Below are 560 nucleotides of genomic sequence, written 5' to 3' on the forward strand. Positions count from 1 at the left end.
GATCTGCTCAAGCTGCTTGATCTGGATTCCAGCCTTGATGCCCGGAAGCAACTTGCCACCGAGCTAGACGTGCACGTCGGAGCTGATGGATCCGCTGAGGAGAACGTCGCTCTCCACAAGGCCGTGGTGCAGAAGCTGGAAGAAAACGGCGGCAAAGTTCCAGACAGCATGAAGGCCTAGCCGGTAGGCGCCTCCCGGTGTTTGCCGGGAGGCTTGTCGCAACTGCTAGCTTAGGCTGCCTGCCGAGTAGCTACACCCTCTTGGGTGAGTATCGCATTATTATCCTGGCCGTTGAGGCTCAGTCCGTTGGTCCCGACGGCAATCCGGCGAGGCTTAAGTTGTTCCGGGATCTCTCGAACGAGGTCGACCACGAGCAATCCGTTCTCCAAATTAGCAGCCGCAACCTTTACGTGGTCAGCCAAATTGAAGGTCTGCTTGAAGTTCCGAGTTGCCAAACCTTGGTGCAGTATTTCCTGCTGCTGCGGCTCGGGCTTCTTCTGCCCCCCCGTAATGACGAGCGTATTTCCCTGTTGGACCAGATCAATATCGGACTGCGCAAA

2 protein-coding genes are annotated in these 560 nt (G+C 56.6%); one reads left to right on the forward strand and one right to left on the reverse strand.

What is annotated here, in order from left to right:
- Positions 1 to 180: DUF3597 family protein (locus GSQ76_RS18810; RefSeq protein WP_158745721.1), on the forward strand; the 180-nt coding region annotated here is incomplete at its 5' end.
- Between the two features lie 50 nt (positions 181 to 230).
- Here GSQ76_RS18810 and GSQ76_RS31980 read toward each other — a convergent pair.
- Positions 231 to 560: Hsp20 family protein (locus GSQ76_RS31980; protein WP_254070499.1), on the reverse strand; the 330-nt coding region annotated here is incomplete at its 5' end.

The organism is Acidisphaera sp. L21, from assembly GCF_009765685.1.
Lineage (GTDB): Bacteria > Pseudomonadota > Alphaproteobacteria > Acetobacterales > Acetobacteraceae > LMUY01.